Origin of the sequence: Gordonia asplenii, from assembly GCF_012933505.1 — a bacterium.
Classification (GTDB): domain Bacteria; phylum Actinomycetota; class Actinomycetes; order Mycobacteriales; family Mycobacteriaceae; genus Gordonia; species Gordonia asplenii.
Map to the genome: position 1 here is coordinate 146,617 of NZ_JABBNB010000008.1, position 25,570 is coordinate 172,186.

Genomic DNA, 25,570 nt, shown 5'->3' on the forward strand with positions numbered 1-25,570 from the left:
CTTACTGACCGGACGCATGGCACAATAACCGACGTGGCTGATAACGAATCCGCAGCAGGCGCTGCCAAGAGCAAGTATGTCGACAACGGCTGGCCGAACACCGACGGTGAGCACGCCGTATCGGAATTCGCCGCCAACGTCTGCGGCGCGTTGTCGCCGTTCGGGAGCACCGAGTTCCCGCTTCCGGTCGAGGATCTGCCGTTCGTGCAGTCCAAGACCGTCATCAACAAGTAGGTCCGACGCGCTCCACCCGACATCACGCAAACGGGCCCCGGTACGAGGTGAAAACCTCGCCGGGGCCCGTTGCGTGCGTGCTGCGCGCTAGCCGATCACGGCAGTGGGAGCATGCCCTTGTTCGCGTTGTACATGTCGAGCTGACCCTGGTTGAGCTGGTAGCCGCTGGCCTTGGCCGCGTCCCACAGGTTCTTGAGAGCCGGGTTCACCGGGGTCTTCTTCATCGCGGCGTCGACCTGCGCGGCGACCTCTTTGGTGTTCTTGGCGCGCGGCGCGGCCTTCAGCGGGACGTCGGGCAGAATCTTGTCGAGATTCGGGCTCAGGCGCGGCAGCGACGTCGGGGCGGTGCGCGGCGTCGAGCCGGAGAGTCCGGCACCGCATACCGGCCAGGCGCCCTTGCCCTGGGTCGCGAGGACCCGCTCGGCGATGGCGATCTGCTGGTCACGAGTGGCCTGGTCGGCGGTGGGCGCGTACTGGGTGCCGCCGTGCGCGGCCCAGGTGCCGGGGCTGAACTGCAGTCCGCCCTGGTAGCCGTTACCGGTGTTGATGGCCCAGTTGCCGCCCGACTCGCAGGCGGCGACCTGGTTCCATTCGGAATCGGTCGCCGCGTTCGCGTTGCCCGCACTGAGCAGGGCCGCGCCGCCGCCGAGGACGGCGCCGGTGAGGGCGACCTTCGCGAAGGTCTTGGTGGTCGGGGTGGAAGTCGCTTTGCGGTGACGTCCGGACATGGTGGTATTCCTCTCTCCACGCGCCTACGAAGTCAGCTGTCGGGTTCGAGCGAGAGGTTGCCCGGCCCCACTCGCGACGCGGAGTCGTCTGTGGAGCTACACCCCAAGGATCTTCTCCTATCGGCGGCGTTATCCGTCCGATACTCGAAGACCCGGGTCTCAGGGGAGAATGGGTCCCCCGTCCTTGTTCCTGAATTGCAGTTGTGCGACCCAGCTGGCGGAACAAGGCTCGGCGCGGCCAGCTGATTCGATTTTCGGTTTGGGCGACGACCTGGCTGGTGGTCGCTATGAACCCTACGGGTTTCGGGCTCGGGGATCACCCTTACCGCACATCTGGTTTTATGGGGTGTTTCTCAGGTTCCGCTGTCGGCTGAACGTCGTACCTGTTCACGACACCGATACTCGGTTCGTATCCGTTCCGTTATTGATCCGTTATGTGAGGAAAATCACAGCGCTCAGTCGCCGTCTGCGCCGACGTTGCGCGCTTCGAGCAGCCGGAAGGTGCTCGCGTGGAATACGAGCGGTTCGACGCCGGGGTCGGCGTGCAGCGCGTCGATCCGCAACAGCACGATGGTGTGGTCGCCCGCGGGGATCTCGTTGTAGAGGCTGCACGACAACGACGCCGCGGCGCCGGGAATGAAGATCGCCTCGTCGCCGGCGTGCAGCGGCGTGATGCCGTCGAAGCGCTTGTCCGCGGGGCCGGCGAGCTGGCGACACAGCACCGCCTGTTCGCTGGAGAACACACTCACCCCGATCGAACCCGTACCGCGCAGCCGAGGCCAGGTGGTCGAGGTGTTCTGCACGCATAGCGAGACCAGCGGCGGATCGAGGGACACCGTGCTGAACGCGCTCGCCGCCATGCCGACCGGTTCCCCGTCGAGACGGCGACACACCGCGACCACGCCGGAGGGGAATGCGCTGTACGCCTGGCGCAGGCTGCTTCCATCGGTAGTCGGGGCGAGGGACAGGTGCGTGGAATTCTCGGTCATTCCTGGCGTCATTTCCTATCGGTCGATTTCGGCGTGCGCCCGGAGACGACAGTTGAGATCACCGCGATCACAAATCCCAGCGGTGCGCACATGGTCAGGACGTAGACGAGTGTCGGTGCGGTCTGGCCGTCGTCGACGATCGGCGTCACGAACAGCGCGATCAGTGCTATCAGCCCGATCGCGAAGAGCACGACGGAGAACTGCAGCAGTCGGTTGGACCCCGGTGAACGCATGAAATCAACGTTAATGCACCCGGAGACCGTCATTGGCGTGTGAGATGTCCGACGCCGAAACCGGCGTGACCTCGCCGCCCGATATTGGATAGACTGGTTCGACAACAAACGCGCCTGCGCTCATCGCCATGGGCCAAGGCGCGTTTGTCGTGAAGGTCTCGCAGACCAATGCGCTGCGGGAATGATCAAGCACAGATTAAGGGTGAGCACAGTGCCTACCGGCAAGGTGAAGTGGTACGACACGGACAAGGGCTTCGGCTTCTTGTCGCAGCAGGACGGCGAGGACGTCTATGTCCGCTCCTCGGCGTTGCCCGACGGCGTCGCCGGGCTCAAGCCCGGCCAGCGCGTCGAGTTCGGCATGGCCGCGGGGCGCCGCGGCCCGCAGGCGCTCTCCGTCAAGGTTCTCGAATCCGCGCCGAGCGTCGTGAAGAACGGACGTGAGGCGGCGCGCAAGGAAGCCGCGGCCAAGCGGCACTCGCCCGACGAACTGCACGGCATGGTCGCCGACCTCATCACGCTGCTGGAAAGCAAAGTGCAGCCCGACCTGCGCCAGGGCCGCTACCCCGACCGCAAGACCGCGCAGCGGATCTCCGAGGTCGTGCGGGCCGTCGCTCGCGAGCTCGACGCCTGACACGTCGAACCGACCCGACGAGGGCCGTCGAGCGGACTACCGCTCGGCGGCCTCCTTCTTGGGCGTGGTGTCGGCGGCCAGCACTCCGCGAGACGGAATACCCTGCGGAGTCTCCACCGCTGACGCGGCATGGATCTCGATGTTGACCAGGGTGCGTTCCCGGGTGGACGCCAGCGCGACGGTGTACTGCGAGTTGCTCAAGTAGACGTGCTCGGCCAGTTCGGCGCCGCGCGGCGTGTAGTACTGCGCGAGCAGCGCCCACGGTGCTTGCGCGATCTCCTTGGATACCGAGATCAGCGCGGTCTGTCCGACGCTGACCGGCGCGTAGCCGACGCTGCGCGGCTCCCGCTGACACTCGCGCATCAGTGGGTCGCACCACTGCAGGGGATACACCCGCGTCAGCTTGTCCCCGACGGCGACCTGCACATATGGCAGGTGATCGTCGTCGGAGTCGGTCGCGTGGGCCGCGACGGCTGCGGCACCGCCGACGATCGCTCCGAACAGAAGGATGAGCACTCCGATGATGGCGAGTGTTTTGCGTTCGGCTGCGGTGAAATTCACTTAGCGTCCTCGATGCGGCGGTTGGTCTGGGGGCTGGTGGGCGCGCGTCGGCGCCGACGTCGGGCTGCCGTAGGTCGACGTCGGGCGTCTCGACGGTGGGGGCGCGCCTCTCTGTGCACGCGTACGCTGCATGTCCGGCGGAACAGGGATGGCGCCCGAGGGCTGTGCGATGTCGGGGCGGTTGCCGCCGAATCCGGGGATGATGGTGCCGCCGCGAGTCGTCAGGATGGTCTGCAGCAACCCGATCGCGAGCAGTGCCGCGACCACGCCGAATCCGATCCGCAGATTGGGCGGCAGCAGTACCCCGAGCGAGGCGCCGAGCACCCAGGACAGCTGGAGAACGGTCTCCGACCGTCCGAACGCCGATGCGCGCGACTCTTCGGGCAGGTCGGTCTGGATCGACGAATCCAGACAGACCTTGCCGATGGCACTGGTTCCCGACGCCACCAGTGCGGCCACGGCGGCGACGACGACGCTGCCGAAGACGGCGGCCAGGGCACTGACCACGAAGCACGACGCCGTCGCCCATACGACGATGGCAGGCGGATTCTTCAGTTGCAGACGCGTTCCGATGCCGTTGCCGATGAGGTTTCCGACGCCGGCCGCGCCGCCCACCGCACCCAGCATCAACAGCTGCTGCCAGCTCGACGCCCCGGTCTGGTTCGACTTGGCGTAGAAGGCGATGAACAGGGTCAGGAATCCGGTGAGGATGCGAATGGTGCCGTTGCCCCAGAGTCCCGCGACCACCTTGCGGCCCAACGGCTGACGCATCTTCTGCGCGAGCGTGTTGGCTGCGGTACGGGCCCGGCCGGTGCCGGAAGCGGATTCGTCGTCGCGCGGAGTCGGCGCGGCGGGCTCGCCGTGATAGGTGATCGTCGTCGGGATCTCGCCCGCGGTGCTCTCCACCCACTTGGGGATCCGCATGCACAGGTAGGCGCCCGCGCAGGCCACCACGGCGAGCCAGAGCAGCGCGCCCGGCAGGTGAATGGGCAGGGCCTTGGCGAGTAGCAATTCGAAGAGTCCGGCGACGGCGCCGCCGATCAGCGTGCCGCCTACCAGGCCGAAAGTGGTCAGCCGGGAGTTGACCCGAACCAGGTCGATGCTGGGCGGCAGGACGCGCGGGGTGACCGCCGACTTCAGCACTCCGAACGATTTGGACAGGACCAGCAGACCCAGCGCGCACGGATAGAGCACCCACGGGTCGTAGGAGACCTGACCGCCCGCCGCGTCCCAGGTGTAGTTGGAGATGATCAGCAGCGCCAGCACCACGCGGACGCCGAACGTCGCGGCCATCGCGATCCGACGACCGTGCTGCAGTTTGTCCAGCAACGGCCCGATCAACGGCGCGATGAGCGCGAACGGCGCGATCGTCAGCAGCAGATACAGCCCGACGCTGGTCTTGGACTCGCCGGTCGCCGCGGCGAAGAACAGCGTATTGGCCAGCGCGACGGTCATCGCGGCGTCGACGGCGGCGTTGGCGATCACCGGCAGGGTGAGCGCGGCGAGCCCGGATCGGTCGGCGCCGTCCGCCGTGACGGCCTGGTGGATCTTGCCGATGCCGCGGTTGGTCAGTTCCCGACCGCGAGCGGCGGCGACGCGGGTGACGGTGACCTTCTTCTTGGGGCTCGGCGCTGCGGGGTGTTCGGCCGTACTGGGCATCGCCCGCGTCGAGTGGATCTGATCGGTGGACGAATCGTCGAGCGGCGGCAGGTGCGGATTGTGTGTACGTGGTGTGCGATAGGCGCTTCGGTCGGTCGGGCGGCGGCTTGCCGCATCCTGATCGGGGGTGCGGCGACGTCCGCGGGTGGCACGCGTCGGGGCGTCGGGCGGGTAGTTCGCCGTCCCCGGATGCTGAGTGGGCTCCTCTCGCCCGTTGCGTGCGTTCACAAGGATCAATTGTTCCCTATCGGACTGACAACCCGGAGTCGCCCCGCCAGCCGACGGCCGCCGAACCCGGAAATCGGGTGCGATGTGCCTTTCGCGGGCCGATATTGCACACTGGAAGGCGTGAGTTCTGTGCTGGAGAATGACCGGTTGAGCGCTGCCGTCGAGGTCGCGCGTGACGCGCTGATCGCCGACGGCCAATATCCGGGCAAGCACGTCGCGTCCACGGTCGAGGGCGACTGCGCCGTCGCGCACTATTTCGCCGCCGACGTCCCCGGATATCACGGGTGGCAGTGGTGCGTCGTGGTCGCCGGTGCGCCGGACTCCGACGACGTCACCGTCAGCGAGGTGGCGCTGCTACCGAGCAACGGCGCGCTCCTCGCCCCGAGCTGGGTGCCCTGGTCCGAGCGGGTGCGCTCCGGCGATCTGTCGCCCGGTGATCTGCTGGCCGCACCGGCCGACGACCCGCGTCTGGTACCGAATCAGATCGACACCGGCGACGAGTTCCGGTTCGAATCCGAGCAGGTCGACCCCGACGACATCGCCTCGGTCGCAGGCGAGCTCGGCCTGGGTCGCAAGCGCGTGCTGTCGGCGCAGGGCCGCGCCGACACCGCGCAGCGCTGGTTCGACGGCGACTTCGGGCCGCGCTCGGAGATGGCGCTGGCCGCCCGTCACCAGTGCGCCAGCTGCGGCTTCTACGCGCCGCTGGCCGGCTCGCTGCGCGCCGCGTTCGGTGCGTGCACCAACGAGTACGCCGCCGACGGCCGGATCGTCTCGGCCGAATACGGTTGCGGCGCACACTCCGACGTCCCCGCGCCGTCCGGCGATGGTTCGCCGGCCTTCGACGCCTACGACGACGGCGTGGTAGAGATCGTCGCCGACGCCACGACCGGCGCCTGACCGCCCGCCCCGGCGTGTCCGCCGACACGTTCGGCCTTGCCGCGCTGCGGGATTCGACGCTGGCCGCGTGGCAGGCGTCGCCGACCCGGCTGTCCGAAGACCTCGCCACCGAGCATGATCTGGCTGCGATCGGCTACCGGGATCGGCTGCTGATCGAGCTCGCCGCCAACGCGGCCGACGCCGCAACACTAGCGGGAACCGAAGGGCGCCTGAGCATCTGGCTCGACGACCGCGCGCTCATCGTCGCCAACACCGGCGCCGGGCTGAGCGTGGACGGCGTCCGGTCGCTGCTGGCGGTTCGCGTCTCGGCCAAACACGGCGACCACGACGACCCGGCCGCCGTCGTGGGACGCTTCGGGGTCGGCTTCTCCACCGTCGCAACCGTCGCGGATCGAGTCGAGATCCTTTCTGTCACAGGCTCGTTGGTCTTCGACAAGCCGCGCGCGGCGGCCCTGGCCGACGCCGCGGAGGCGCCGCTGCTGCGGATCGCCTGGCCCATCGACACACCGCCGCCCGACGGTTTCGACACCGCGGTCGTCCTGCATCTGCGCGCGGACGTCGATGCGGCGGCCCTGCTGACCGCGATGTCGGACAGCGTGGCCGACTTGCTGCTGGAACTCACTGCACTGCAGGAGATCTCGATCGATTCGCAGCGCACCACCCGGAGCCGGATCAGCGTCGGGCCCGGCGTCGACGACGTTGTGCTCGACGGGCCCGGCGGATCGCACCGTCGGTGGCGTTCGGCAACGTCGACGCCGACGGGCGACGGGCCGGGAACACGGTGGCTCGTCGAAATGGTCGACGACGCGCCGCATCCCTACCGTCGCGACTTTCTGCGCGCGCCCACCGAGACCGACATCGAATTGTCGCTTCCCGCACGGTGTATCGCCTCGGTCGCGGTGACCCCGGACCGTCGTGGCCTGTATCCGGGCGCCGACGTCGCCGTCGCCGCGGCCGGCTACGTCGAGCTCGTTCGCGCGCTGCCCGCGGCGCACCGTGCCGCGCTGGTGCCACCGCCCGGGCTGGCGCGCAACGACGTCGACGCGACCTTGCGCGACGCGGTGGTCCGGCGGCTGCGCGAGGAGCGATGGCTGCCCCGCGCGTACGTCGCCGACCAAGAGGACGCAGAGGTATCCGGCTGCGCCGCACAGGTTTTCGCTGACGCATCGGCGGATCTCGCGAATCTGGTCGGTGAAGTGCTGGCCGATCTCGTCGTCGCCGATCTCTCCGAGACGCCCGCCCTGGCGCGCCTGCGCAGCGTCGGGGCCACCGAGATCACCTTGGCCGAACTGGCGTCGGCGCTCGCCTCGGTTCAACAGCCGCCGCGGTGGTGGGCGCGGCTCTACGACGCGCTGTCACCCTATGTGTCGTCCGGCCACGACGTGGAAGAGCTCGGCGCACTGCCCGTTCCGCGCGCCGACGGCCGCCTCAACTACGGTGCGCGCGGGCTCTATCTGCCGTCGCCGGGCGTCGCCGGTGTCAGCTGGCTGCCGACCGTCGCGCCGGAAGCCGTGCATCCGCTGCTGGAACGTCTTGGGGCGGAGCCGGTTTCGGTGTCGCAGATGTTGGCGGCCGACACGCTACGGGCGGCCGTCGAGGCATCCGAGGATGCTCTCGATGACCTCGACGGGGACGACGTCGTCGACGCTCTGGCAACGGAGGTCCTCGGGCTGATCGGCCGCGACGTCGACGCCGATGTGCCGAAGTGGTTGGCAGCCTTGTTGATCCGCGATTCCGACGGTGAGCTCGCACGCGCCGACGAACTGCTGTTGCCGGGCAGTCCGCTCGCCGGGGTGCTCATCGACGATTCACCGTTCGGCCTCGTCGACGCCGACGTCGTCGAGCAGTGGGGTGTCGACACCCTGCGCCGGCTCGGTGCCGGTTGGGGCTTCACCCTGCTGCACGACGACCTGCCGACCGGACCCGACCACGACCTGCCCGACGAACAGCAGTGGTGGGAGTCGGTGGGCGAGTGGTCCGGTGAGCTCTGGGCGGTGCGCGACCTCGACCTCGTCGCCGACGATCGGTGGCCGCAGGCGCTGTCGTTGTTGGCCGCCGACTCAGACATCCGAGCGATCCTCGACGATCCCGAGGGCTATACCTGTTGGTGGCTGCGGAACTTCGCGGAGGTCGACGGCAGACCCCTCGCCGCCTGGCGTGCCCCGCGCTCGGTCGAACTCGAGGGAATCCTCGATCCGCTCGACCATCCCGACGCCGACGTGTTCGCCGAGTCGCTCGGCGGGCTGCCGATCCGGTCCGCGATCACCGGCGCCGCCATCGTCGACGGTCTCGGCGACGATCGGCGAACGGTCACCCCGGGCAGTGCGGCCACGACCTATTCGGCACTGGCACAGGCTTTTTCGCGAGGAATCGTCGTCGACGCCGACCTCGCCGACCTCCCGTATCCGTTCCGGGCACGCGCGTTCGACGGGTCCGTCGTCGGGGAGGACGCGATCGTGGTGGACCGGCCGTGGCTGTTGCAGGTCATCGATCCGTCGGTCGCCGTCGTCGTCGGCATACCGATCGAGCGGGGTAGGGCCGAAGCCGTCGCCGACGCGCTGGATCTGCGGTTGGCGTCGGAGGCGCTCGACGTCGAGGTCGTCGAACCGGGTGCGGCGTCGACGTGGGCGTCGAGTACCGAGGCGCTCGCGTTTCTCGCGCAACGCGGCGCGGAGATTCCGCGCCGCGAGGTGCGCTTGCACGACGCTCTGCGGGTTTCGGTGCGCATCGACGGCGCGGTGAACGTGTTTGGCGTCACATGGTGGGTCGACGATGAAGGAGTGACACATCTCGGCGGGCCCATTACTATGACATCCTAGTTAATATGAACTAACCGGAGGCCGAATCACATGCCCGTCGATCGCTTGCTCCCCAATGACGAAGCGCACGCGCTGATCGAACTGACTCGCGACATCGCCGACAAGCGGATGGCTCCCATCGTCGACGCGCACGAGAAGTCGGAGACTTACCCGCAGGGACTGTTCGCCGAGCTCGGCGCGGCCGGTCTGCTCGGGCTCCCATACCCGGAGGAGTGGGACGGCGGCGGGCAGCCGTACGAGGTATATCTGCAGGTCCTCGAAGAGCTGGCCGCACGCTGGGCGGCTGTCGCCGTCGCCGTGAGCGTCCACGGTCTCGCCTGCCACCCGCTGTTCTACTTCGGCACCGACGAGCAGAAGAAGCGTTGGCTGCCGGACATGCTGAACGGCAAGCTGATCGGCGCCTACAGTCTGTCTGAACCGCAGGCCGGATCCGACGCGGCGGCCGTCGCCTGCAAAGCCACCCCGACCGATGGCGGCTACATCGTCAACGGGGCCAAGGCGTGGATCACTCACGGCGGCATCGCCGACCACTACAACCTCTTCGCGCGTACCGGCGAAGGATCCAAGGGCATCTCCTGCTTCCTCGTCGCCCGCGACACCGAGGGCCTGTCCTTCGGCAAGCCCGAGGAGAAGATGGGCCTGCACGCCGTCCCCACGACGTCGGCCACCTACGACTCCGCATTCGTTCCCGCGGATCGCCGCCTCGGCGCGGAGGGGGAGGGGCTGCGAATCGCCTTCTCCGCCTTGGACTCCGGCCGCCTCGGCATCGCCGCCGTCGCCACCGGCATCGCGCAGTCCGCGCTCGACGAGGCGGTCGCCTACGCCAAGGAGCGCGAAGCGTTCGGCCGCAAGATCATCGACCACCAGGGTCTGAGCTTCCTGCTGGCCGACATGGCGGCCGCGGTCGACTCCGCGCGCGCCACCTATCTCGACGCCGCCCGACGCCGCGACGCGGGACTGGACTACTCACGCGCCGCGGCCACCGCGAAACTCGTCGCCACCGACGCCGCCATGAAGGTGACCACCGACGCCGTACAGGTCCTCGGCGGATACGGCTACACCCGCGACTTCCGCGTGGAACGACTCATGCGCGAAGCCAAGATCACCCAGATCTTCGAAGGGACCAACCAGATCCAGCGCCTGGTGATCGGCCGAGCCCTGGCGAAGTAGGGCGAGAGGGCGTGGCGCTCCCCGAGTGCCGAGACGTCGTGGCGCACCCACCCGCTCCCCGAGTGCCGAAGCGAGGAACGAGCTTCGGTGTAACGAGGGGTCTGGTGAGCCGAGAGACCAGCTGGGGAACGAGACGTCGTGGCGCACCCACCCCGCTCCCCGAGCCTGGATCCACCGATCGCAGGCCCCTCCGCTGGTTGAGCCGTGAGGAGCGTTAGCGACGAGCGTGTCGAAACCATGGCGAGACAACAGATTTCGGCGAGTCGAGGCAGACCAGGACGGCGACATCAGCGCGACCGTCGAATGCACCTGTTGGGTGCACGGCCGAAGATGGTCACACGGTAGGACCGCGAGATGAGGGTTCGTGCGAAATCTATTGTGTCACCGTGGTTTCGACACGGACCTCGGCTAGCGCCTCGGACCGGCTCAACCAGCGGAGGGGCCTGCCATCGGTGGAACCAGGCCGAGTGCCGAGGCGAGGAACGTACCCACCCGTCGCTCCCCGAGTGCCGAAGCGAGGCCCGCGCCCACCCCGCTCCCGAGCGCCGAAGCGAGGCCCGCGCCCACCCGCTCCCCGAGTGCCGAAGCGAGGCCCGCTCCCCGAGTGCCGAAGCGAGGAACGAGCTTCGGTGTAACGAGGGGGCTGGTGAGCCGAGAGACCAGCTGGGGACCAAGACGTCGTGGCGCCCACCCCGCTCCCCGAGTGCCGAGTCGAAGTAGACGAGCTTCGGCGTAATGAGGGGTCTGGTGACCCGACGACGCCACCTCCGACTGCGGTAATCATGTCGAACGGCGGTAGTCAATTCGCAACTGCGGTAACCATTTCCGACTGCGCTGGTTACCGCAGTGTTCAGGGTTACCGAAGTGGCGACTCGAGAAGCGCAGTGCCAGCGGGTTACCGCAGTGCAAGCTGGAATCGCCCCAGCGTCGTTCCTCGACGACAGCGGTGTGGTGATCGGATTTCGGCGCCGCCATCGCCGACGTAACCGTTACCATCACCGACGTGGACTTCGGAGTTCTCGGGCCGCTGGAGGTCCGCACCGACTCGGGCGAGGTGATGGATCTCGGCACGCCCAAGCAGCGTGCGCTGATCGCCGCGCTCGTCGCGCATGTGCCGCATGCGGTGTCGGTCGACGCCCTCATCGACATCATGTGGGGTGAAAACCCGCCTGCTTCAGTGCTTTCCACACTGCACGCATACATCTCCGGGCTGCGCCGGGTCCTCGAGCCGAACCGCGGCCGTCGGGAACAGGCGCGTGTTCTGCTCACTCAGGCTCCGGGCTACCGGCTCGCGATCGAGCGCAACGCGGTCGACGCCGAGCGGTTCGCCGACGTCGTCGCCCGCGTGGGCGCCGCACTCGACCGATCCGATGCGCTCGCCGACGCCGACTCAGCCACACTGATCGCCGACCTCGACACCGCGACCGCATTGTGGCGCGGCGAACCGTATGCCGATCTGCCCGACGGTCCGCACATCGCCGCCCAACGCAACAGGCTCGTCGAGCTGCGTGTCCTCGCCGGTCAGTCGCGCGCGGAACTCCTTCTGGCGCAAGGTGATCACCACGAGGCGGTGACCGCTCTGGATGCGCTGATCGCCGACCATCCCCTTCGCGAGAACCTGTGGGGCCTGCGTGCGACGGCGCTGGTCCGCTCGGGCAGGCAAGCCGACGCGTTGGCCGGGCTGCGCGACCTTCGCGGGTTGCTCGACGCAGAACTCGGAATCGAGCCGAGTCCCGACATCGCCGAACTCACCCGACGCATCCTCACCCAGGATCCGGCGCTACTGCAGCAACGCCGTACCGAATCGCTGACCGGTGTCGCTGCGCCGCCGCCGGTTTCCCAGCCAACTCCGCAACCCACGCGGCAGGGACTCCCCACCCTGCTGTGGCCCACCGTCGAACGGTCGGCGGAGCTGACGACCCTGTCTGATGCATGGGACCGAAGTGTCAGTGGCGCAACACAATTCGTGGTGATCACCGGCGAACCGGGAATCGGCAAGTCGCGCATCGGAATCGAGGCCGCGCGGCTCGCCGCCAGTGGGCGAGTCGCCATAGCGCGCTGCTCCCAGGACGAGGGTGCGCCGGCATTGTGGCCGTGGCGGCAGATCCTCGATCAACTCGGCAGCCCGGGCGTGCACGGCGACGACGCGTTCTCGCTGCGCCACCACATCGTCGACGAACTTCGTTCCCTCGCCTCGACGACGCCGTTGCTCGTCGTTCTCGACGACCTCCATTGGGCCGACTCGTCGTCGCTGCGGGTACTGACGTTGCTCGCGGACAGTTGTGAGACGGACCGGCTGATGGTCGTGCTCACCTGGCGGTCGGCCCCCGAACCCACCGGTGCGCTCGCGGAACTGTCCGAGGCGCTTGGTCGTCGCCACGCGGATCGGCTCACGCCGGCCGGGCTCACCCCGACCGGTATCGCGACGATGGTCGCCGCGGTGACTCGCCTGCACCCCACCGGCTATCAGGCCGACCTGCTGGCACGGCGCACCGACGGGAACCCGTTCTTCGTCAGTGAGTACGCGCGCCTCGCCGACCAATCCGGTGATCTGACAAAGGTTTTGACCTCCGACGACCCACCCACCGCGGTAGGCGAGGTGATTCGACGCCGACTCGGCCGGCTGCCGGACACCGCTGCGCAGGTGCTCCGCACGGCAGCGGTGATCGGACGCGACTTCGATCTGGAAACCCTCGCCGCCGCGGTCGATCTGAGCGCGGACGAGACTCTCGACATCATCGAACCCCTCTGTGCGCTCGGACTCCTCCGCGAGGTCGGCGTCGAGCAATATCTGTTCTTTCACGCACTCGTGCGCGACGTCGCCTATGCCGAGCAGCCGGCGACGCGACGTGCCCGACGCCACGCCCGCATAGCGCAGATCCTCGACGACGCCGCGGCCGAGCCGTCGGAGATAGCCCGCCACTGGCTGGCCGCCGGGCCCGCGCACACCGCGCAGGCGTGGCGTGCTGCCGTGCGCGCGGCCGAGGTCGCCGACGGCCTCTTCGCCCACGAAGACAGCGTCGGCTATCGCCGCGCGGCGCTCGGCATCCTCGTCGCTGATCCGCGTTCGGAACCGGCCGATCGCTACGACGTTCTGCTCGATCTCGCCGAATCCCAACGGCAGCTTGGCGATTGGGCCGCGGCCACCGAGTCGGTGGCTCAGGCCATCGATGTCGCGGCCGCAATGGACGACCCGCAGCGCCTCGCCCAGGCCGCCGTCCTGCCCTCCCGTGGGGCGACGTGGTTCTCAGTCAGTCACGGTGCCACGACTCCCACCACGGTCAACGGCCTACGCACGGCCCTCGACCGGCTGCCCGCGGGCGATTCGGCGCTGCGCGTCGAGGCGATGCTGGCGCTGGCCACCGAAACCTATTACGACGCAAATGAATCCGAACGCGAGGGGCTCGTCGAGGATGCCCAGGCGATGGCGGATCGCCTCGGTGACGACGCATTGTCGCTGCAGGTCGCGCTGCGCGCCCAATTGGCGCTGTGGACGCCGTATGGGGTGTCGCGGCGACTCGTACTGATCAATCGCGCCGTCGAGCTGGCACAGCGTCTCGGCGACGACGCCGGGCTCATGCAGGCCAAGGTGACCGAAGCCATCATCTGCGGTGAGCTCGGCCGCGTCGATGCGATGGCCGCCGCCCACCGGCGGGCGCGTGCACTGTCGGTGCAACTGCGCCAACCCTTTCCGCGGCTGGTCCTCGACGCTATGGAGGCGACCTGGCTGGCGCAGCGCGGTGAGATCGACGCGGCGTGGCGGCTTGTCGCGCAGGTGCGCGAACTCGTCGACCGGTTTCCGTTCGAGCAGGGCACCGACGCCATCGTCGGAGCGGTCGCGTCGGTGAGCCTGTGGGCCGGCACCCTCGACGGGATGCTCGACGGCCTGGCCGGCCAGGCCATCTGGCGGATCCCCAACACCTGTTCTGTCGCAGTCTATTTCACGCGGGTCGGACGACTCGACGAGGCGCGGGCGATCCTCGCCGAACGCGGCGTCGTGCTCCTTCCGGCGCAGTGGTTCTCGTCGCTCGAGTGGGCGTCGGCCGCTGAAGTCGCGCTCTACCTCGATGATCCCGCACTCGCCGCGCAGGCATACGAGCTCCTGACTCCGATCGCCGGCCAGTGTGCGGTATCGGGATCGAGTACCGCGTCCGGCCCGGTCGACGCCTACCTCGCCTTCGCGGCCGCCGCGCTGGGTGATCCGCAACGCGCCGCACGCCACGCCGGCGCCGCGCTGGAGCTCATGGATGAATGGCGAATTCCCTTGGTGCGAAGCTGGTTTGAGAGAGTCCGCACCGAGTTCGGATTCTGAGAGTTCATGCGTCGCCGTAGCGGAAGGCGCGGCGCTCCGCGCGTGTGAACCACGGCTGCATCGCCGTCGCGATCACCGTCATCACGAACGGCACGCGGGCCAGCGCGGCCTTCCGGTCGTCGGCGTCGAGGCCCTTGAGCAACCAGGGCACCATCACGAAGATCGCGGTGGGCTTCACGCCGGTGCTGAACTGTTTCTCCAGCGCGAGCCATTGCTCGTGGGTCAGGGAGTCCTGCACAAGGGCCATCGCGCCGGTCTCCTCGTGTGCCAGATGCTCCGACAGACAATCCCGGGTCGCGGCCACGACGCTCGTCAGGCGCTCTCGGGCGGCGCCGTCCGGACCATGGGCCAACTGTGCGAATCCCGTTCCGCAGGCATCGAGTAGCGGATCGATCTCGCTGTGCTCGGCCGACATCGCGTGCAGGACCGCGGCTTGCGCGGGCGGCGTGTGGTCGATTAGGTGCGGCCACAGGACCGCGTCTTCGGCGCTGTGGTGATGGTGCAGCGCCTCGGAGAACGCGATCCAGCGCTGCTCCAGCGCCTGCCACGTCGCACGGTCGTCGAGGGGGGTCTGGGCTACCGCCTTGCTGAAACTGTCCAGGTCGCGTCGGAAGGCGTGATGCATCAGGTACATCATGAACGGATCGACGGGGCCGTCGGGAGCGGCGGCCTGGCCGGGCAGCATCAGTTGGACGCGGTGTGCGGTGGTGGTCATGGCGGTCCTCGGTGTCGGTCGGCGTCGGTGCCAATGCGGTGTCGGCGGCGTTCGTTCGATTGCCGCACGGTTAGGCTTCCGCGAGGACCTTGAATTTCACTTGGAGGCGACTTGACCGTTGTGGACACCGCGCTGCGAATGGGGCAGACCGGCCCCGACGTCGACGTCTACCGCTGGGTGACACAGCACCGCGGTGAACCCTGGATATCGGTGGCCCGGGTCCTCACACTGCTCGGCACGACGATCGTGCTGACCGTCCTCACGCTGGTCGTCGTGCTCGCGCTGGCCGCCACCCGGCGCTGTTCGACGGCCGTGCTCGTGGGAGTGGGATCGGTGTCCGGGTATGTGCTGATGGTGGCCCTCAAAGACGTCTTCGGCCGGGAGCGGCCGCCCGTCGCCGACCGGCTGCTGAAGATCGACAGCAATTCGTTTCCGTCGGGTCACGCGATGATGACCGCGATCTGCTTCGGGCTGTTCGCGGTCAGCGCCTACTACTGCAGCGCGTGGTTACGACGACACGCCTGGGTGCTGGCACTGGCGCCGGTGCTGTCGGTGCTGGTGGGGTGCACCCGGGTCTACCTGGGCGTGCACTGGATGACCGACGTGCTCGCCGGCTGGGTCATCGGGGCGCTGTGGGTGGTGTTGTGCGTGGCGGCCTGGCGCAGGCTCACCCGACGCTGAGTTCCGTCGCATCGCCGACGAGCGGTCGTACCGCCCGCCTCAGCCGTTCCAGGTCGGCGACGTCGGCGCCCGACCACCAGGCGTCGGTCGATGCGTCGCGCACCACCTGATCGGCGAGGATGGCCTCCGCCGAATTCGACAGCAGATCCTCGACGATGTCGCGGATGTGGATTTGTGCGTCCGACGGCCGGGCGTCGCCGCGGACCAGCGCCAGCTGTGCGACGACGATCAGCAGGTCGAGTCGGCATCGGGAATCGCAGGCCGCGCCGTCGTTGACGATGGTCGCGTCGTCCGGTGAGGGGAGTGCGGCGAGGTGCGCGATCAGATCCGCGGCGCGGCCGGCCGACAGCCGGTTCCACTCCGAGCGCATCCGGTACTTCTCGACGACTCGCAGATGTGGGCGGACCTCGGCGTCGGCGGTGTGCATGCCGAGCACGTGCAACTGCAAGACGGTGGCGAGCTCGTCGCACAGATCCGGATTGGCATGTGCGCGTTGAAGTTCCACCAACAGGTTGGTTCGCGATGTGAACAATTGCTCGGCGAGTGCTGTGTTCATGTTCATGCCTCGTTCAGATGAGAGACAACTGCTGTTTACAATCTCAAATCTACTCCGGCTAGGCACCGCTGCGCCGAATTTCTCATTCTCCAAGAGGCGTCGAAAGGTGAAAAACGGGCGCGGGTCAACCCAGTCCGTCCTGGGCGCCCTTGGCCCCGCGTCGCACCCCCGCGCGCTGCACGAGGAAGATCGTGGTGCCGAGAACGCCGACGGCCAAGCCGACCCAACACACCCGCAGCAGCCGTTCGTCGCCGATGCCGCTGACCCACACGACGACGGTGGCGACCAGCCAAGCGACCATCCCGACGATGATCACCGGCTCGGGCGCGCGCAGCGCGGCGGGCAGTTGCGGGACCTGATCTGCTGCGTCGCTCATTACTTCAGGTTAACTTCTTCTCGTGGCAGAACAGCACGCAGGCGACCAGCAGGAGACCGACCCCACCCGACCGGCGGAGTCCGATCAGCAGGCGACGACCCGTCCGGTGAATGCGGTCGACCGATACTTCAAGATCACCGAACGCGGGTCGACGTTCGCTCGTGAGGCGCGCGGCGGCGTCGTCACGTTCTTCACGATGGCCTACATCGTCGTGCTCAACCCGATCATCATCGGCGGCATCCCCGGTCAGCCGAAGAACGCCGACGTCCTCGGCAATGTCTTGCCGCTCGCGCAGGTGGCCGCGGTGACCGCACTGGTCGCGGGTGTCATGACCATCGTGTTCGGGCTCGTCGCCCGCTATCCCTTCGCGATCGCAACCGGTTTGGGAATCAACAGCCTGCTGGCGGTTTCCGTTGCGCCGCAGGTGACCTGGCCCGAGGCGATGGGACTCGTGGTGGTCGACGGCATCATCATCGTGCTGCTGGCCGTCACCGGTTTCCGAACTGCGGTGTTCAACGCGGTACCCGACGAACTCAAGGCGGCGATCGCCGCGGGCATCGGCTGCTTCATCGCCTTCATCGGCTTCGTCGATTCGGGTTTCGTCAAACGCATCCCCGACGCCGCGCACACCACCGTTCCCGTACAGCTGGGCATCAACAACTCGATCGCCACCTACCCGACGCTGATCTTCGCCTTCGGCGTCCTGCTGATGGGTGTGCTGATGGTCCGGCGGGTACCCGGCGGACTACTGATCGGCATCGTCATCACGACTGTTCTCTCGATCATCATTCAAGCCGTCACCGGACTCGGGTCCAGCGTCAAGAACCCGCATGGGTGGAGCCTCTCGGTTCCGGAGCTGCCGAAATCTCTCGGCAGCGCACCGGATCTGAGTCTGTTCGGCGATGTCGACCTGTTCGGCGCGTTCACCCGGATCGGGGTGCTCTCGGCGTCGGTGCTGGTATTCGCGCTGGTCCTGTCGAATTTCTTCGACGCGATGGGGACGATGACGGGCCTGGGCAAGGAAGGCGGGTTGGCCGACGACAAGGGCAACCTGCCCGGTATCGGCAAGGCGCTGGTGGTCGAGGGCACCGGCGCGATCGTCGGCGGCGTCGGCTCGGCGTCGTCGAACACGGTTTTCGTCGAGTCCGCGTCGGGCATCGCCGAGGGGGCCCGCACGGGCTTCGCGAACGTGATCACCGGCGGCCTGTTTCTCATTGCGATGTTCTTCACGCCGCTGTATGAGATCGTGCCGCTGGAGGCGGTCTCGCCCGCGCTGGTCGTGGTCGGTGCGTTGATGATCGGTCAGGTGCGCAGCATCGACTTCACCAAATTCGAATACGCGTTGCCGGCGTTCCTGACGATCGTCGCGATGCCGTTCACCTACTCCATCGCCAACGGCATCGGACTCGGCTTCATCAGCTGGGTGGTTCTTGCCGTGGCGAAGGGAAACCGACGTTCCGTGCATCCGCTGCTGTGGGGGGTCGCGATCGTCTTCGTTCTGTACTTCGCACGCGGGCCGATATCAGATTTATTGCACTGACCTGCGTGTAGTTCGTTTGGACGAACTCTCACCGCGACCTGCCGACTACCGAAACGTTCGTCGAAAGCTGATCTACGCTAATCAAGTGAACGAAGCATTGAGCAGTATTGAGGTGATTCCCGATGGAAGCCTCGCCGGGGACTTGTCTCTGGCAGTGGTGCGGTTCGCCCGGCGGTTACGCGGACGGCGGACCAGCGGTTTGGTATCCCTCACGCAGCTGTCGGCGCTGGCGACCCTGTATCAAGAGGGGCCGATGTCGCCGGGCGCGTTGGCGGCCGCAGAGCGTGTTCAGCCGCCGTCGATGACGCGAGTCATCGCTTCTCTCGCCGACCTCGGAATGGTCGAGCGTCAACCTCATCCATCCGACGGACGTCAGGCGATCGTCAACGTCTCGTCCGACGGCGTCGAGGTGGTCTCCGCGGAGTTCGCCGCGCGCAAAGAATGGTTGAGCGACCGTCTCGACGAACTCGCGCCCGACGACCGGGAAACGCTGCGCCGGGCCGTGGGCATCATCAACGCGATCATCACCGGCGAAGACAACCAAGGGCCGGTCCGCGCGGTGCGAAAGCCCGCGACGCACCGTTCCGGGATCTAGGGCGAGTCTCCCTGCCTGAGTGATTCCCGGTGCGCGATCGCTGGGGAATCGTTGGTCGGTGGCCGGACGTGGTGACGTCGGCGGCTGGCGTGTGGTGAACCGGTGTGAGAAATGTCTGGTCTGTGAGAGCATTCTGCCCGGCCTCAGCGGGCCACTCAGCCCGGATCCACCGACGGTAGGCCCCCTCTGCTGGTTGAGCCTTGATCCGCCGATGGTGGGCACTCTCCGCTGGTTGAGCCGCGAGGAGCGTTAGCGACGAGCGTGTCGAAACCACGGTGAGACAACGAATTTCGCTGAGTCGATGCAGATCAGGACAGCCCAACCGTCGGACGCACCTGCTGGGTCACGACTGGAGGTAGTCACCACGGTCGGAACGCGAGACAAACCGTCGCGCGAAATCTGTTGTTCTACGCCGGTGTAGCCGCAGGTCATTTCGGGACAGAGTCGCCACGTGGCTAGCTCGGGCGAGTCTAGAAGAACGTCCCCGCGACCGGCTGGCGCTCGGTCGCCAGCGCGGCGTCGAGCGCCGCAATCGCCTCGGCAGTCCCGCTGATCCGGCCCGCCCGTGCTAATTCCGTCGCCCGCCGCCCGCCGAAGTACAGGCTGCCGAGTGCGGCGATGGGCATGAACAGATCGGCGGGTGCGTCGGTGTCGCTGACCGACGCCGCGCCGTCGCTGACCGTCAACGCGAAACGGCCGCCGGCCGAACCGAAGTCGTCGACGACGTCGAGGACCGTAGCCACATCGGCGGCATAGCGCCGTGCAGTCAGTGCCGCCGCGACGTCGAGGATGGCGACCCACACCGTGTCGTCCGAACCGACGGTACGTACGTCGCGAAAGTTGTTGAGTTTCAACGGTAATGAGTCGTCCGCGGGCAGCTCGGCGTGGACCGAGCCGGTACGGTCCAGACTGGTGAGCACTCGCCAGAGGGCAGAGTGTGCCGCGTCGGTGACGGCGACGGCCTCGACGACGTCGACGTCGGGGATCGTGTCGGTGGTCTTCATCCGGTACATCGCATATCCGTCGGAGTGCAGAAGGTAGAACAGTTGCGTGTACCCGGGCCGACGCTCCGGCGGTCGATCGGCGAAGATCGGCGTCCACCACGCCGGATCGCGCGTGATCGCGCCCGGATGCTGCGCGGCCCAACGTTGGTGAATCTGCGGGATCGTCTGTGCGGCTTCGGTTGTCGACGCGTAGTGCACTTCGCCGTGGGTTGTCGCCGGTGAACGCCACTGCGCACCGGTGGGGATCGACACCCGGTCGACGAACATCGCGACGCCGAACCCGAACCGCTCGTAGATCGTCGCCTCGGTCGCGGTCAGGATCGCGAACGCGTAGCCTTCGGCGCGCCACTGCGCCGACAGTTCGGTGAGCATGGTGCGCAGAATTCCGCGACGCCGATGGGTCGGCGCCACCGACACCCAGGTGAGTCCCGCGGCGCGCTGTGGCGTGCCGCCCGGGGGAGTGATCCGCATCCGATAGAACGCGCTGAGCCCGACCAGGGGATGCGATTCGATCGCCTGATCACGCACGAGGAGCAGAGTGTCGTTCGGCAGCAGCGGTGAAAGTTCTTGTCGGCCAATGTCGTCGATGGGAACAGTCATGCCGAAGGCGCGGGCGTCGGCGGTGGCGATGTCGTCCCAGTCGGCGTCGGTGGCGCGGTCCATGCTCAACTCGCTCATGGTTCCTAGACTATTGGGTCGCGGCAGGCGCCGGGCAACCCATTATTCTCACGTGATGACCAACCCGTCTCCGCTGGCTGTCGCCGTCGTCGACATCACCGACCCCGACGATCCGCGCGTCGACGACTTCCGCGACCTCAACTCGGTGGACCGACGTCCCGACCTTCCCGCGCTGCCCGGTGGGCGTGTCGGCAAGGGGCTGGTCATCGCCGAGGGAGTCCTTGTGGCGCAACGGATGATCGCGTCGAGGTTCGCACCGCATGCCTTTCTCGGGGTCGACAAGCGATTGGGCGAGTTGTCCCGGCTCGACGGCGGGCTGGTGGTCTCCGACGATCCCGCCGCGGTCCCGTTCTACCGGACCACCGCCGACGTGATGGCGGACGTCGTGGGTTTCCATCTCAACCGCGGCGTCCTCGGAGTCGCCCGACGCCCCGCGGGCCTTGATCCGGCCGCGATCATCGCCGATGCCCGCACCGTCGCGGTTCTGGAAGGCGTCAACGATCACGAGAACATCGGCAGCATCTTCCGTAACGCTGCGGGACTCGGCGTCGACGCGGTCCTGTTCGGGGCGGGCACCGCCGACCCGCTGTATCGGCGGAGTGTGCGCGTGTCGATGGGGCATGTCCTGTTGGTTCCGTTCGCCGCGCTCCCGGACTGGCCCGCGGAGCTGAAGCTTCTGAGCGACAACGGTTTCCAGACGATCTCCCTCACCCCGGATCCGGCCGCGGTGCCACTGGCGCAGGCCGTCGCGGCGCAGCGGGTGGCCTTCCTGGTCGGCGCCGAGGGTCCGGGCCTGAGTGAAACGGCTATGCGCGCCAGCGATATTCGCGCTCGGATCCCGATGAGTCGCGGCACCGACTCGCTGAATGTGGCCACCGCCGCGGCGATCTCGTTCTACGAGCGGGTGCGAGTGACTCAGGGATAGCCGCTCGGGTGAAGGTCGCGCAACGATCCGGCGACAACACGGTGGACGTCGGGCGCGCTCACCGCGACGAGGGCGCACACTGACGAACGTGAGTCTGCCACTCGCGCGGTACCCGGGGCGCCCGGAGCCCACTCCATGGGCTCTGGGGCTCACTGTCGCGGGCGTATTGGCCGCATTCTCCGCCGGAGTGATGGTGGGCATCTTCGAACTCATCGACTCGTTCAGCGAACTCGCCGCGATCTCGTCGATTGCCATCGTCGCGGTGGGACTCGGAGGAACACTCTGGGACCTGCGCACGCAGGCCGTGTGGCGGTGGATCACCTGGGGCACGACCATCGGGTTGGTCGGCGGCTTCGGCTGCGCGGCTATTCTGGCTTTTACGCACGGGTGAGCGAAAGTCGGCCATTTCGGCCGCTTGCCGTTAGTGTCTCTAGGGTGCCTTCCCGACTTCAGGTGACGCCCGCACAGGTTCGCGCGCGACGTCGACTGTCTGTATTCGCTGTTCTCGCCGCAGTACTCGCGATTCTCCTCGCCGGGTGCGGATCGAGCAGCGACAGTGCCACCAGCACAGATCTGTGTGCGCCGCCCGGCGTCGGATCCGCGTCGGCGGCACCGACCAATCTCGACGCGGCGTCGGGCAGCGCGGCTGAAGACCGGTATACGACGCCGACGACCAAGCCGCTCAACGAAATCGACAAGAACGCGCTCGGACTGCTGACGCCGGGCAAGCTGTCGGTCGGCACGCTGTCGGATGCGCCGCCGAGCATCTGCATCGACTCCGCGGGTAAGTTCACCGGCTTCGACAACGAGTTGCTCAAGGCAGTCTGCGCGAAACTCGGTCTGCAGGTTGAGTTCTCCGGGACCGAGTTCGCCGGTTTGCTGTCCCAGGTCGCGACAAAGCGATTCGACGTCGGGTCGTCGTCGATCACCACCACCGACGATCGACGCAAGACGGTCGGCTTCACCAACGGCTACGACTTCGGCTACTTCTCGCTCGTCGCCCCGAACGGCGGAAGTATCAAGGGCTTCGGCGATCTGAAACCGGGTACACGTATCGGCGTCGTGCAGGGCACCGTCCAGGACGACTACGTGCAGAACACACTGCATCTGTCCGCGGTGAAATTCCCCGACTACGCAACGGCTTACGCGAATCTCAAGAGTGGGCAGATCGACGCCTGGGTCGCGCCGTCGCAGCAGGCGGAAGGTGCCATCAAGCCCGGCGACGCGACGTCGATCGTGCAGAACACGTTCAGCGTCAACAACTTCGTCGGCTGGGCGGTCAACAAGGGCAACCAGCCGTTGATCGACGCGCTGAACTCCGGCCTCGACGCGGTGATCGCCGACGGCACCTACGCCAAGCTGTACTCCGACTGGGTGCCGCGCCAGTTGCCCGCCGGCTGGAAGCCCGGCTCGAAGGCCGCGCCGATGCCGCAGCTGGCCGATTTCGCCGCGATCGCAAAAGCCAACGCGCAGCACAAGACTGAGCAGGCGGCGGCACCCAAGTCGACGCTGCAGCAGCTCGGTGACACCTTCTTCAATTGGGAGCTCTATCGCAAGGCGCTGCCCGATCTGCTCAAGACCGGTCTGCCGAACACGCTGATCCTCGCACTGGTGTCGGGGGTGCTGGGCACCGTCGGTGGTCTGCTGCTCGCCGTCGCGGGTATCTCGCGTACCCGCTGGCTGCGTTGGCCCGCCCGGATCTACACCGACATCTTCCGCGGCCTGCCCGCCGTCGTGATCATCCTGATCGTCGGGCTCGGCGTCGGGCCGGTGGTCAAGAATCTCACCGGGAACAACCCGTATTGGCTTGGCGCCGTTGCCCTTGCGTTGATGGCGGCCGCCTACATCGGCGAGATCTTCCGCTCCGGCATTCAGAGTGTCGACACCGGACAGCTCGAGGCGTCGCGCGCCATCGGATTCAGCTACCGGCAGTCGATGGCGTTGGTCGTCATCCCGCAGGGCGTGCGAAGAGTGTTGCCCGCCTTGATGAATCAGTTCATCGCGCTGATCAAGGACTCGTCGTTGATCTACTTCCTCGGACTGCTCGTGACCCAGCGTGAACTCTTCGCGGTCGGCCGGGACCTCAACGCGCAGACTGGAAATCTGTCGCCGCTCGTCGCGGCCGGCCTGATGTATCTGGTCTTGACCATTCCGTTGACGCACCTCGTCAACTACATCGACAAGCGGCTGCGGACCGGCAAGCGGGAGACCATCGCACCGCTCGACGCCGACCTCGTCGTCGAGAAGGGATGACGCACATGGCTACCGCGTTGACAAAGCAGGCAACCAAATCGGTTTCCTTGCAAGGCACCGACCTCCACTTGGCTTTCGGGCCCAACCAGGTGCTGCGCGGCGTCGACATCACCGTCGACGCCGGCAAGACGACCACCGTGATCGGGCCGTCGGGGTCGGGCAAGTCGACGCTGCTGCGCGTCCTCAACCGTCTCCATGAGCCGCATCGGGGCGACATCGTCGTCGACGGACGGTCGGTGCTCAAGGACAACCCCGACGAATTGCGCCAGCGCATCGGAATGGTGTTCCAGCACTTCAACCTGTTTCCGCATCGCACCGTCGCGGAGAACATCGCCCTCGGACCGCGGAAGCTGCGCGGGCTGTCGAAGGATGCGGCGCGGGAACTGGCGATCAAGCAGCTCGACGCCGTCGGCCTTGCGGCCAAAGCGGATTCGCGTCCGGGCAACCTGTCCGGCGGTCAGCAGCAGCGCGTGGCGATCGCCCGCGCGCTGGCGATGGAACCGCAGGTGATGTTCTTCGACGAGGCGACGTCGGCGCTCGACCCCGAACTCGTCAAAGGCGTGCTCGCCTTGATGGCCGACCTGGCGTCGGGCGGCATGTCGATGATCGTGGTCACCCACGAAATGGGTTTCGCGAGAACAGTTTCCGACAACGTCGTCTTCATGGACCACGGCACGGTCATCGAGTCGGGCACCCCGGAAAAGCTGTTCGACGCCCCCGAAAGCGAACGCCTGCAACAGTTCCTGTCCCAGGTGCTGTAGGGAGTAGTCCGCTCCCTACAGCGGACCGAAGAAGGGAAGTGCCGTGGTCGCGCACGACATCGGCGATCTCCACGGGAGACACGACGACCTCCTTCCTCGATCTCACACTGCAACTTCTGTCGCCCAGACCACGACACCTCAGAACAGCCAGGGCATTTCGTCGTGACCGAAGTCGTGGAAGTCGCCGAAGCGCCCGGAACTGAACACGAGCCCGGAGCCCTCACGGAACCGGAGATTCTCGACCCGCCCGAAGAACACCGTGTGGTCGCCGACGACGGGCGCACTGTCCACCACGCACTCGGCCTGCACCAGGCTGTCCTTGATCATCGGCAGTCCGAACTCCCCGACGTCGTACTCGATCGACTCGTACCGTGCGCCGCCACGCGTCGCGAAATGGCGCGCGACGGCTTCCTGACGAGAGCTCAGGATGGACACGGTGAATCGGCCGGCCGCGCCCACCATGTCGGTGGTGCGCGACCCTTCGGTCAGCGAGATCATCAGGATCGCCGGGTCGAGGCTGATCGAGGTGAGCGAACTGATCGTCATTCCGCACCAATCGTCCGGGGAGGTTCCGGTGCTGACCACGGCGACGCCGGTCACGAACCGTCCCATGCTGCGGCGCATGTCCGTCGGGGTGGCGCTGCTGAACGCTGGAAGTGCCATGACTACACCTACTTGCTGTAGTACCGGGACTCGAAGGTGGTCACACCTTCATCGGTCCGCCACGGGCCGTGGCGCATGCCCGGCGGTCGGATCGCGTAGTCGCCCGCGGAGAACTTCTGGTTCAGCGTGATGTCGACGAACGAGCCTTCGATGATGTAGACCTCTTCCCAGAAGTCGTGCGTCAACACACCCATCGACGACGAATCGGCACCGGGTTCGTAGCGCAGAATACGTGTCGCCACACCGGATTCCGGGTCCTTGGCGAGGACGCGCTCCTTGATGAGCGGGTCGTCGCCGGGGCACAGCGTGTACTCGACGTCGGTGACGGGATGGAATTCGTGCTCTGGTTTGGCCATTGGGTT

The 25,570-nt window shown here is 67.2% G+C and carries 24 protein-coding genes and 1 riboswitch; of the genes, 13 read left to right on the forward strand and 11 right to left on the reverse strand.

The window, feature by feature from the left end:
• Positions 1-33 precede the first annotated feature (33 nt).
• Positions 34-234, forward strand: a complete 201-nt coding sequence (locus HH308_RS09975) for a hypothetical protein (protein WP_170194043.1) — start codon at positions 34-36, stop codon at positions 232-234.
• Between the two features lie 95 nt (positions 235-329).
• Here HH308_RS09975 and HH308_RS09980 read toward each other — a convergent pair whose 3' ends face one another.
• From HH308_RS09980 to HH308_RS09990, 3 genes are all read right to left on the reverse strand, one after another.
• Positions 330-962, reverse strand: coding sequence for a transglycosylase family protein (locus HH308_RS09980; RefSeq protein WP_170194044.1), 633 nt, complete (start codon positions 960-962; stop codon positions 330-332).
• Positions 963-967: 5 nt separating this feature from the next.
• Positions 968-1,180, reverse strand: a riboswitch (cyclic di-AMP (ydaO/yuaA leader).
• A 237-nt stretch (positions 1,181-1,417) separates the two neighbouring features.
• Positions 1,418-1,951 (reverse strand): flavin reductase family protein, encoded by a 534-nt coding sequence (locus tag HH308_RS09985; RefSeq protein WP_170194045.1) that lies wholly within the window; start codon positions 1,949-1,951, stop codon positions 1,418-1,420.
• An 8-nt stretch (positions 1,952-1,959) separates the two neighbouring features.
• The gene (locus HH308_RS09990) at positions 1,960-2,184 is read right to left on the reverse strand and encodes a hypothetical protein (RefSeq protein ID WP_170194046.1); all 225 of its coding nucleotides are present in this window, start codon (positions 2,182-2,184) and stop codon (positions 1,960-1,962) included.
• A 211-nt stretch (positions 2,185-2,395) separates the two neighbouring features.
• On the opposite strand from HH308_RS09990, the gene HH308_RS09995 reads away from it, so the two are divergent.
• On the forward strand, positions 2,396-2,815 hold the full coding sequence (locus tag HH308_RS09995) for a cold-shock protein (protein ID WP_170194119.1): 420 nt from the start codon (positions 2,396-2,398) through the stop codon (positions 2,813-2,815).
• 36 nt (positions 2,816-2,851) lie between these two features.
• Here the strand turns inward: HH308_RS09995 and HH308_RS10000 are convergent, their stop codons facing one another.
• Both HH308_RS10000 and HH308_RS10005 read right to left on the reverse strand, forming a co-directional pair.
• Entirely contained in the window at positions 2,852-3,376 is a 525-nt protein-coding gene (locus HH308_RS10000; RefSeq protein ID WP_170194047.1) for a DUF2771 family protein, read from the reverse strand.
• Positions 3,377-5,272, reverse strand: a complete 1,896-nt coding sequence (locus HH308_RS10005; RefSeq protein WP_170194048.1) for an MFS transporter — start codon at positions 5,270-5,272, stop codon at positions 3,377-3,379. It abuts the gene before it with no gap.
• A 120-nt stretch (positions 5,273-5,392) separates the two neighbouring features.
• Between HH308_RS10005 and HH308_RS10010 the strand changes: the two genes are divergently transcribed.
• The 4 genes from HH308_RS10010 to HH308_RS10025 all read left to right on the forward strand — a co-directional run bounded on the left by HH308_RS10010 (position 5,393) and on the right by HH308_RS10025 (position 14,461).
• Positions 5,393-6,160: a DUF3027 domain-containing protein gene (locus HH308_RS10010; RefSeq protein WP_376767210.1), complete on the forward strand. Its 768-nt coding sequence runs from the start codon at positions 5,393-5,395 to the stop codon at positions 6,158-6,160.
• A gap of 14 nt (positions 6,161-6,174) precedes the next feature.
• On the forward strand, positions 6,175-8,979 hold the full coding sequence (locus tag HH308_RS10015) for a sacsin N-terminal ATP-binding-like domain-containing protein (protein ID WP_170194050.1): 2,805 nt from the start codon (positions 6,175-6,177) through the stop codon (positions 8,977-8,979).
• A gap of 30 nt (positions 8,980-9,009) precedes the next feature.
• Positions 9,010-10,149 carry an acyl-CoA dehydrogenase family protein gene (locus HH308_RS10020; protein WP_170194051.1) on the forward strand — a complete coding sequence of 380 codons (1,140 nt, stop codon included), beginning with the start codon at positions 9,010-9,012 and terminating at the stop codon, positions 10,147-10,149.
• A gap of 1,003 nt (positions 10,150-11,152) precedes the next feature.
• Positions 11,153-14,461: an ATP-binding protein gene (locus HH308_RS10025; RefSeq protein ID WP_170194052.1), complete on the forward strand. Its 3,309-nt coding sequence runs from the start codon at positions 11,153-11,155 to the stop codon at positions 14,459-14,461.
• Positions 14,462-14,465: 4 nt separating this feature from the next.
• On the opposite strand, the gene HH308_RS10030 is transcribed toward HH308_RS10025, so the two are convergent.
• Positions 14,466-15,176: a hemerythrin domain-containing protein gene (locus HH308_RS10030; protein WP_170194053.1), complete on the reverse strand. Its 711-nt coding sequence runs from the start codon at positions 15,174-15,176 to the stop codon at positions 14,466-14,468.
• A 120-nt stretch (positions 15,177-15,296) separates the two neighbouring features.
• Here HH308_RS10030 and HH308_RS10035 point away from each other — a divergent pair, with 120 nt between their 5' ends.
• Positions 15,297-15,857 carry a phosphatase PAP2 family protein gene (locus HH308_RS10035; protein ID WP_312870520.1) on the forward strand — a complete coding sequence of 187 codons (561 nt, stop codon included), beginning with the start codon at positions 15,297-15,299 and terminating at the stop codon, positions 15,855-15,857.
• Here the strand turns inward: HH308_RS10035 and HH308_RS10040 are convergent.
• Positions 15,844-16,413: a hypothetical protein gene (locus HH308_RS10040; RefSeq protein WP_170194054.1), complete on the reverse strand. Its 570-nt coding sequence runs from the start codon at positions 16,411-16,413 to the stop codon at positions 15,844-15,846. The genes HH308_RS10035 and HH308_RS10040 overlap by 14 nt on opposite strands.
• Positions 16,414-16,537: 124 nt before the next feature.
• Positions 16,538-16,789, reverse strand: coding sequence for a DUF2530 domain-containing protein (locus tag HH308_RS10045; protein ID WP_170194055.1), 252 nt, complete (start codon positions 16,787-16,789; stop codon positions 16,538-16,540).
• 22 nt (positions 16,790-16,811) lie between these two features.
• Here HH308_RS10045 and HH308_RS10050 point away from each other — a divergent pair, with 22 nt between their 5' ends.
• Positions 16,812-18,329: an NCS2 family permease gene (locus HH308_RS10050; protein WP_376767206.1), complete on the forward strand. Its 1,518-nt coding sequence runs from the start codon at positions 16,812-16,814 to the stop codon at positions 18,327-18,329.
• A gap of 85 nt (positions 18,330-18,414) precedes the next feature.
• A complete protein-coding gene (locus tag HH308_RS10055) occupies positions 18,415-18,924 on the forward strand; it encodes a MarR family winged helix-turn-helix transcriptional regulator (protein ID WP_312870515.1) in 510 nt (169 codons plus the stop codon).
• Between the two features lie 470 nt (positions 18,925-19,394).
• On the opposite strand, the gene HH308_RS10060 is transcribed toward HH308_RS10055, so the two are convergent.
• Positions 19,395-20,606 (reverse strand): GNAT family N-acetyltransferase, encoded by a 1,212-nt coding sequence (locus tag HH308_RS10060; RefSeq protein ID WP_170194056.1) that lies wholly within the window; start codon positions 20,604-20,606, stop codon positions 19,395-19,397.
• 55 nt (positions 20,607-20,661) lie between these two features.
• Here HH308_RS10060 and HH308_RS10065 point away from each other — a divergent pair, with 55 nt between their 5' ends.
• The 4 genes from HH308_RS10065 (at position 20,662) to HH308_RS10080 (ending at position 24,545) form a co-directional block, all read left to right on the forward strand.
• Positions 20,662-21,531 (forward strand): TrmH family RNA methyltransferase, encoded by an 870-nt coding sequence (locus HH308_RS10065; protein ID WP_170194057.1) that lies wholly within the window; start codon positions 20,662-20,664, stop codon positions 21,529-21,531.
• Between the two features lie 88 nt (positions 21,532-21,619).
• Complete coding sequence (locus HH308_RS10070) at positions 21,620-21,922, forward strand: DUF2537 domain-containing protein (RefSeq protein WP_312870516.1); 303 nt, start codon at positions 21,620-21,622, stop codon at positions 21,920-21,922.
• A 44-nt stretch (positions 21,923-21,966) separates the two neighbouring features.
• The gene (locus HH308_RS10075; RefSeq protein WP_376767207.1) at positions 21,967-23,784 is read left to right on the forward strand and encodes an ABC transporter substrate-binding protein/permease; all 1,818 of its coding nucleotides are present in this window, start codon (positions 21,967-21,969) and stop codon (positions 23,782-23,784) included.
• Between the two features lie 5 nt (positions 23,785-23,789).
• A complete protein-coding gene (locus tag HH308_RS10080) occupies positions 23,790-24,545 on the forward strand; it encodes an amino acid ABC transporter ATP-binding protein (protein WP_170194058.1) in 756 nt (251 codons plus the stop codon).
• Between the two features lie 138 nt (positions 24,546-24,683).
• Here the strand turns inward: HH308_RS10080 and HH308_RS10085 are convergent, their stop codons facing one another.
• Positions 24,684-25,208 carry a flavin reductase family protein gene (locus HH308_RS10085; protein ID WP_170194059.1) on the reverse strand — a complete coding sequence of 175 codons (525 nt, stop codon included), beginning with the start codon at positions 25,206-25,208 and terminating at the stop codon, positions 24,684-24,686.
• A gap of 8 nt (positions 25,209-25,216) precedes the next feature.
• Positions 25,217-25,564, reverse strand: coding sequence for a cupin domain-containing protein (locus HH308_RS10090; RefSeq protein ID WP_170194060.1), 348 nt, complete (start codon positions 25,562-25,564; stop codon positions 25,217-25,219).
• Positions 25,565-25,570: the final 6 nt, after the last annotated feature.